The sequence below is a fragment of the Paenibacillus maysiensis genome, from assembly GCF_000520815.1.
Classification (GTDB): Bacteria; Bacillota; Bacilli; order Paenibacillales; family Paenibacillaceae; genus Paenibacillus; species Paenibacillus maysiensis.
Genome location: NZ_ASRY01000327.1, coordinates 1 through 7,956 on the forward strand (window position 1 = coordinate 1; position 7,956 = coordinate 7,956).

Here is a 7,956-nt window from a genome sequence, read left to right on the forward strand (position 1 = left end):
ACTGACGTCTGCCGGGTTGGAAAACGTTGAAATCATCCCGACTAAAGGCCATCCGCTGGTGTATGCGGATTATCTGCACGCACCCGGTAAACCGACGATCCTCGTTTACGGTCACTATGATGTACAACCCGTAGACCCGCTTCACCTGTGGGAAACGCCACCGTTTGAGCCATCCATCCGTGATGGAAAATTGTATGCGCGCGGAGCGACAGATGATAAAGGACAGATTTTCTTGCACATTAAGGCAGTTGAGGCCATTTTGAAGCAGGAAGGCAAATTGCCACTGAACATCAAATTTTGTATCGAAGGCGAGGAAGAAGTGTCCAGTCCGAACCTGCTTGAGTTTTTGCAAGCTGGAGCTGAACGTCTGGCTGCCGATGCTGTACTGGTGTCCGACACCTCCCTGATCGAAAAAGGGAAGCCTGCCATTTGCACAGGTTTGCGCGGATTGTGCTCACTGGAAGTTGCGATCCACACAGCCAATACGGATCTGCATTCCGGTTCCTTTGGTGGCGGTGTGCCGAATGCGCTGCATGCTCTGGTGTCCTTGCTGGCAACCCTGCATGACGACAAAGGCCGCGTAAGCGTCGAAGGATTCTACGACGATGTAGCTCCATTATCGGCAGAGATGAGAGAAGAATTCGTGAAGCAAGGCTTCAATGAGAGCAAGCTGCAACAAGATCTTGCACTTGATTCCCTCTATGGCGAAGAAGGATTCAGCTTCGTCGAGCGTGTTGGGGCGCGTCCGACACTGGAGCTGAACGGCGTATACGGCGGTTTCCAAGGGGAAGGCACGAAGACGGTCATTCCGAAGGAAGCTCACGCGAAAATTACGTGCCGCCTGGTTGCCAACCAGAATCCGCAGGACATTCTGGACAAAGTCGAGCGCCATCTGCGCGCCCATGTTCCGACAGGTGCCACGCTGGACATCCAGCAGGGTGAAAAAGCGAACGCCTTTAACATCGACCCGTCACACGCATTTCTGCAAGCGGCGGCGGATGCTTTTGAAAAGGTATACGGTGTACGCGCCCTGTTTACCAAGGACGGCGGCTCTATCCCAATCGTGGAAACCTTCTCGCGTGTGCTAACCGCTCCAGTCGTACTGATGGGCTTCGGCTTGCCGGATGAGAACTTGCATGCGCCGAACGAGCATTTTAATTTGGAAAATTTCGATAAGGGTCTGCTGACCATTGTGGAGTTTTTGAAATCTGTGTAGCTAGCACAAAAAAAGCATTCACGAACATGTGATCATACATGCTTCGTGAATGCTTTTTTACATGGCTACCGTCGCTTAAGAAAAACGGGTGTAGCGCAACAGGTGAACCAGTCGATTCAACCGCTCTATTTCCCGATCCAACTCATGAAACGGTTGCCCGGCCAAAGCAGCGTTCGCTCTCAGATCACGCAGCGGGTTCATTTTCCGACCCATGAGTTTTAGCACCGTGGCCTTCCCCATGTTGTTCACCACCGCATATTGCGTTATCGGGTCAAGCTCGATCCACAATACATGATGCTGTTGAAAAAACGACAATAGCTGCTTTTTCAGTTCTTCCAGCTCTTCAAGCTCACCTGTAATTTGCGGATTATGATGAAAGGCCACATAGCCCATCACCCGCAAGTCACTTATAATTTGTTCCAGATGAAGTGTTTCGTTTATGTACACACTGTTCGTTTTCATGCGATTCCTTGCTCCGTTCGTATGATTTTCCCGGATGACGTTCACCACCTGACTATCGTTATATCAAGATTTCTCTTTCCCCTCTTCAAATAGTTGCACAAGCCAGAAGCCTCCAAACAACAATGCTCCTACTGCGAAAATAACAGTATACACCGTGTACAACGTTGTCAGTTCAAACAAGCTATTGTACCGATTAAGCAAGATACCCCACAAGCATAGCAGAAAACCGCTACCATTTTGCTGATGAAAGCGATGCTTGTAGATCCGTTGAATCAAAACAGCCAGAAATCCTATTAACAAAACGTGATTCAGCAAAATACTCCACATTTCCATAAGCCCCCCTTTTCACTATAACGCACTCGGCTTTGAAAAATCAGGATATATACAAACCTTACGTACAAAAAAACAACCGGCTTATACGCCAGTTGTTTCCCGTTCCACAAAATACTTATTGGTCATAAAATGAGCCTTGCCTCTGGAGGTGTCGACCATTCCCTTTTTATTGTCGAGAAAAACAATTTCCCGGCATTTGGTGCAGTACCACTTGGTCCGCTTAAAGGGAGATTCCGTTACATACGAGGTGCCGCATTTGCAATCTACTTTGATCAAGGTTTCTGTTGATTTGTAAGCTTGGGACAGCTCTTTCAAGCCAGTATCCGGCTGTTGAACCGGGATAATGACTTCCTGATAGCTTGAATATTGATTATGAACTTTAAAATCAGCGACCAGTTCCGCATGCAGCCCAAAGTACTCTTTGCCAATCTCGGTTACAAATTTCTTGCCGATTCTGTAACACTCAAGCCATTCCTGTATCTGTTGATTAGACAAAGGCACCGTGCCCTTGATACCGCTATTTAATGTGTAAGTCATGATGTATAAAGTATCATCTTGTCTATGTCCGTACATGAGAAGCCTCCTTATAATACACTTGATAATGTACTACAAAGCGCAAAAAACATCAATTTTATTATTTGGCAAAAGGTTATAGCTGATTTATAAAGTTCAGGGAATGGACATATAGAATAAAAGCAACTGACCTAGGTCAATTGCTTTGTCTCTCCACATAGTATTTGTTGGTCATATACCATGCCTTGCCTTTTTCCGTATCCACCATGCCCTTTTTACGATCCAGGAACACAATGTTATTGCATTCCTTGCATGACCACTTGGTTCTTTTGTGCGGCGACTCTTCTATATAGGAAGCTCCGCATTTGCACTCTACCTGAATCAACGTTTTATACTGACTGTACGCCTCTGCCAACGGGTCTGCGTCTACAGCTTTACTTACCATTGCAGGTTGTATCATGGATATATGATCCCGCTGCTCCGAGTATTCATTATGTACCTTAAAATCTGCTACCAATTCAGGATTCAAACCAAAATACTGTTTACCGACTACCGTTACAAACTTGCTGCCAATTCGATATGCTTTTATCCATTCCTGAACCTGCTTACTGGATAGGTCGACTGTTCCCTTTATGCCGCTGTTCAGCGTATACGTCATCAAGTGTTGGTTTTGTATCATATGTCTCCCCGTTCACCTCCAACCAAGAATATACCACAGGTAGACCTAAGCAAAATCTACTTACTGCTACCTGGAGCAACGAGCCTTTCTGCCTTGTGATTCTTCTTCAACACCTTATATAAGTATAACTCAAAACCTGTAATATTGACATTTGCATTCTTAGACTACCACCAAATGCATTTCTGTCCTTGTATAACTTTGTGGTACAGCCTTCTGCATAGATTATTCATGTGAGTTCCCTCATAATCTAATGGTAGTTTCTTCCTTCTATATATAATACAACATTTGAATACAAATTCCCACATATTTCAGCGATGTAAGCATTTTTTTCGTCACCTTACCAGAGTAGGCCGTTTATTTCTTTTGGTTTTGGTTCAATGCAATAACAATGGTGACGATTAATCCGATTAGTGTAACTATAATATGATTAATCTTTTTGGTTCAGTTTCTGCATTACATTGGAAATACATTTTGAAGCACGCACTCAGTAATTAAAAAAACAGATCATAGCTTTTTAATAAATTATTAAAACGAATAGCCGTGAACGGTTTTCGCTGAATCCTCATTGCAGCTATCACTGTGATATAATGGACTGACTCATGCCTAATCACATAAATCAGATTACCATCACGCTCAGCCCGTAGAAGTATTGATTATACCCTTGGTTTCTCCTGCGGGCTGAGCCTTTGCCCAAGGGAGCGTGATGGTAATGAAGCCTAACCGAAAAAAACGTAATCAAGCCTATTTTAGACACCACAGAAAGCGAGTTATTCAGCGTAAGAAGCGACTTTCAGCACACCGGGGTTGGGTCGCCAAATTCTACGGTGCATTCTCGAAAGGGAAAATTCATTGTTCCTGCTGGATGTGCAGTGAAAAAACAAACCGAATTGGGCATCCCAAATCGGAGTTATCAAGAATAGCTAACTGTCAGGAACAGCTTCTGGATTATGATTTTTAAACTACAAATGATCAAAACAAGCGATTGTCTCTTTCTGCGACAATCGCTTGTTTTTACGTTGGCTCACTTGGTTGAGTCATCCTATAAAACAAAAGCCTTCCCGACCAGCCTTCACTGTTGAAGGATCATCGAGAAGACTTTGCACCCCGCAAGGAACAAGAGGTCAGATTTTTAGTTCTCCAAGCCTGATTAATTCCACGACCGCCTGTGAACGACCTTTTACGTTCAGTTTCTGCATTACGTTGGAAATATGGTTACGCACCGTCTTCTCACTAATAAATAGTTGTCCGGCGATGTCACGTGTTGTTTTGTCCTGCACAAGCAGTTCAAATACTTCACGCTCACGGTGAGTTAACAAAAACTTGTTTTTGTGGTCGTTACCCTTCGTCAATTTCACCCCTCCTTGCTCGGGTTTTGTGTGGTGTAACAAGGTTAAGGGATACAGTCAACACATTTTATGTCATGTGCTTAGGTATGGTTCAATATGCGAATAAAAATGGGCTTAGGCAGTTATTTTCAGCCTTTGCTGAATCATTAGACTCTGCGTCTAATTTTATGTATTGACAGGCATATGGGGCAGCCTTATGATAAGAAAAACCGCGACTGATAATCATTATCAAAATAGTGATACATATAGATATCGCGCAACAGACTATTGTTCATGGCCGCTTGGCCAGAAAGGGTGTTCATTAATTATGAAATTACGTTACGCTGTACCGGCCGGAGTGCTGGTTTCTTCTATTCTGTTCGCAGGTTGCGGACAAACCGGAACTGCTACTCAGCAGCCCGCCGCAACGACCAAGGATACAGGAGCAACAACACAGACAACGACTCCTGCGGCCTCTGCCCCCAATTTTGATCAAGCGGTGGCGGCTTACCGTGCCTATGCCATAGAGCAATGCGATACGTTTGTGAAAAAGACAGAAGAATTCACGAACGCGGTCAAAGCTGGCGAGCTGGACAAAGCCAAGGCGCTGTATGCTCCTGCACGTATGTACTATGAACGGATTGAACCGATTGCAGAAGCGCTGGGCGATCTTGACCCGAATATTGATGCGCGTGACGGTGATGTGGATGCAGCGGATTGGCGCGGTTTTCACCGGATTGAAAAGACATTATGGGAAGAAAACACCACCAAAGGATTGGACGAGTTTTCCGACCGCCTGTTGAGTGATGCAAAGCTGCTGCGTGCCAAGGTGGAGACGGTCAACATTGACGCCAGCCTGATGGTAACAGGCGCAGTCGAGCTGCTGAACGAAGTGTCTTCCTCCAAGGTGACGGGTGAAGAAGAACGTTATTCCCACACGGATTTGTACGACTTTGCAGCTAATGTAGAGGGCGCACAAAAAATATATGAGATTTTGAAAACAGATCTGAACCAAAAAGATGCAGCGTTGGAAACGCAAATTGGCGAGCGCTTTGAGGCATTGCAGAAAGAATTGGCTCCTTTCAAGAAAGGCGAAGGCTATGTATCTTATACGAAGCTGAAACCGGAAGAAATTAAAAAGCTGAGCCAAAACCTTGATGCCCTGGCAGAGCCGTTGTCTCAAATGGGAAAATTGTTAGGAGTGTAACGATATGAAAGGCTTTAATCGGCAAAAGGGAACGAGACAGGAACAGCAGCAGCGCACAGATTCCCGTGAAGAACAGGTTGATCTGATCAAAAAGGATGCTAAGTCAGAGGATGATCTGCTAGAAAATGATGCGCTGTCAGCAAAGAGTAAATCTGTATCACGCCGGGATCTATTGAAGCTGGCCGGGGTCGGGGGACTGGGTCTCCTGCTCGGCGGCGGCGGTGTGGGGGCTGTGCTGACAGTCAGCCAACGGCTCGAAAGCATGATGACGGATGCGGATACCAAGGATGTGGTTCCTTTTTACGGGAAGCATCAGGCTGGTATTGTGACTCCGGCACAGGATTTCATCTGCTTTGCCGCCTTTGATCTAACGACGAGTGACAAGGAACGGGTACGTAGCCTGTTTAAAGCCTGGACAGAAGCCACCGCTACGATGACTTCCGGCGCGCTGATCGGCAACGATAACGAAAATCTCAACCTGCCTCCGTCCGATACGGGCGAAGCGGCAGGACTGTCGCCGTCACGGACGACGATTACCTTTGGTGTGGGTCCGTCCTTTTTTGATGGGCGCTTCGGTCTGGCAGGGCTTAAACCTGCCGGGCTCCGCGAGCTGCCCCGTTTTCAAGGGGATATGCTGGACGACCAATGGTGTGGCGGCGATATCGGGGTACAGGTATGCGCCAATGATTTGCAGGTAGCTTTCCATGCCCTGCGTAATTTGGCGCGTATCGCCAGAGGAACGGCGGTGCTTCGTTGGACACAGGAAGGCTTCCAGCGGACAGCACAGGCCGATCCGGCGGGAAGCACGCCACGTAACTTGCTCGGCTTCAAGGACGGTACGGGGAACCCGGATACCTCCAAGGCTGACGAGATGAACCGTCTGGTATGGACACAGGCGAGTGATGGCCCCGCGTGGATGGGCGGCGGCAGCTATATGGCTGTGCGCCGTGTACGCATGCGGGTAGAGGTATGGGATCGCTCGACACTGGGCGACCAGGAGGATACCTTTGGACGCCATCGCAGCAGCGGGGCCCCACTGGGCAAGGCCAAGGAGTTCGACAAGCTCGATCTGGCGGCCACAAGTCCGAATGGCAAGCCGATTACGCCTCCCACCTCTCATGTGGCATTGGCTCATGGGGACGGGAGCATTAATATTTTGCGGCGGTCATATTCTTATTCGAGCGGATTGGACAAGCAAACAGGACAGCTCGATGCCGGGTTGCTGTTCATCAGCTACCAGCGTGATCTATTCAAGCAGTTCGTCCACATTCAGGAGAAGCTTGCGCGCAATGACAAGCTGAACGAATATATTGTGCACAAAGGCAGTGCGGTGTTCGCCTGCTTCCCGGGTGTTTCGCAAGGCGGCTACATCGGGGATACGTTATTTTAGCAGCAGGCAAGGAAGGGGATTTATATGAATCGGCGTAATAAAAGCTTGGGATGGGTGTTTCTGCTGGTGGCTCTGCTGCTGACAGTAACTCCGTTCATATCCGGCTCCAGGTCGGTCGCTTTCGCACAAACAGGTGCCAATGCTGTTTCCAATGATCAGCTCATGCCTGTGGTGGGTGGCGCACTGGTGGAGGCGGGACAATCCCAATGGACGGAAGCCTCCAGGGACGTCAAGGAATTCCGTACGCTGTGGGAAGCTGCCAAAACAAACGGTGGTGATGCAGCCCATATCGCAGCGGTAGACAAGGCTCTCGCGGGTGCAGAGCAGGCGCTTGCCAGCAGCGGCGGAGAACCAGCAAAAGCTGCACTGTCCGTGCTAGCTCGTTCGGTCAACGAATTTGTGACTGCTGCGGAAGGCGACAAACCCGCCCCGGCTGGAGCCAAAGCAGCGGAAAAGCTGCTCCCCATGGCGAAAGGCAGTCTGGCTGCCATGCAAAAAGGCGACTGGACTGCGGCCCGCGCTGATTACGACCGGATCGTAAAAGCATGGTATCAGGTGGAGACACCGATTCGTTCGGACAATTTTCCGGTATACAGTGCGCTGGAAACTAAAATCAGCCTGATTCGCATCTCCATGCAAGCCGAGCCAATACGACAAGAGCAGGCTCTCAAGGAAATGCAGGAGCTAACGACTTTGTTGTCGGATTACAGTCAAGGCAAGTTGGTGAATACGGGTCAAGAAGCTGGAGCAAACAACGCGGCTAATGGTTCAGTAGCCTCGCTAAGTGATGCGGTCAAGCTCCTCGAATCCGCACGGCAGGATGCGGGAGGC

General features: G+C 48.2%; 8 protein-coding genes and 2 pseudogenes. 4 read left to right on the forward strand and 6 right to left on the reverse strand.

Annotated elements, in window-relative coordinates; all coding sequences use genetic code 11:
- Positions 1-1,216: dipeptidase (locus L696_RS0126235; protein WP_025686285.1), on the forward strand; the 1,216-nt coding region annotated here is incomplete at its 5' end.
- A 75-nt stretch (positions 1,217-1,291) separates the two neighbouring features.
- On the opposite strand, the gene L696_RS0126240 is transcribed toward L696_RS0126235, so the two are convergent.
- The 6 genes and pseudogenes from L696_RS0126240 to L696_RS0126260 all read right to left on the reverse strand — a co-directional run bounded on the left by L696_RS0126240 (position 1,292) and on the right by L696_RS0126260 (position 4,552).
- A complete protein-coding gene (locus tag L696_RS0126240) occupies positions 1,292-1,678 on the reverse strand; it encodes a hypothetical protein (RefSeq protein WP_209441008.1) in 387 nt (128 codons plus the stop codon).
- Positions 1,679-1,741: 63 nt separating this feature from the next.
- A complete protein-coding gene (locus L696_RS0126245; protein WP_025686287.1) occupies positions 1,742-2,005 on the reverse strand; it encodes a hypothetical protein in 264 nt (87 codons plus the stop codon).
- 87 nt (positions 2,006-2,092) lie between these two features.
- Positions 2,093-2,584, reverse strand: a complete 492-nt coding sequence (locus tag L696_RS0126250; RefSeq protein WP_025686288.1) for a hypothetical protein — start codon at positions 2,582-2,584, stop codon at positions 2,093-2,095.
- Positions 2,585-2,720: 136 nt separating this feature from the next.
- The gene (locus tag L696_RS0126255) at positions 2,721-3,203 is read right to left on the reverse strand and encodes a hypothetical protein (RefSeq protein WP_025686289.1); all 483 of its coding nucleotides are present in this window, start codon (positions 3,201-3,203) and stop codon (positions 2,721-2,723) included.
- Between the two features lie 354 nt (positions 3,204-3,557).
- Positions 3,558-3,626: pseudogene (locus L696_RS32845) on the reverse strand (putative holin-like toxin); the annotation flags it as partial.
- Between the two features lie 698 nt (positions 3,627-4,324).
- Positions 4,325-4,552, reverse strand: coding sequence for a helix-turn-helix domain-containing protein (locus L696_RS0126260; protein ID WP_007431813.1), 228 nt, complete (start codon positions 4,550-4,552; stop codon positions 4,325-4,327).
- Positions 4,553-4,856: 304 nt separating this feature from the next.
- Here L696_RS0126260 and efeO point away from each other — a divergent pair, with 304 nt between their 5' ends.
- The 3 genes and pseudogenes from efeO to L696_RS0126275 all read left to right on the forward strand — a co-directional run.
- A complete protein-coding gene (efeO, locus tag L696_RS0126265; RefSeq protein ID WP_025686291.1) occupies positions 4,857-5,735 on the forward strand; it encodes an iron uptake system protein EfeO in 879 nt (292 codons plus the stop codon).
- Positions 5,736-5,739: 4 nt separating this feature from the next.
- Positions 5,740-7,125: an iron uptake transporter deferrochelatase/peroxidase subunit gene (gene efeB, locus L696_RS0126270; RefSeq protein WP_025686292.1), complete on the forward strand. Its 1,386-nt coding sequence runs from the start codon at positions 5,740-5,742 to the stop codon at positions 7,123-7,125.
- A 24-nt stretch (positions 7,126-7,149) separates the two neighbouring features.
- A pseudogene (locus L696_RS0126275) lies at positions 7,150-7,956 on the forward strand (iron permease); the annotation flags it as partial.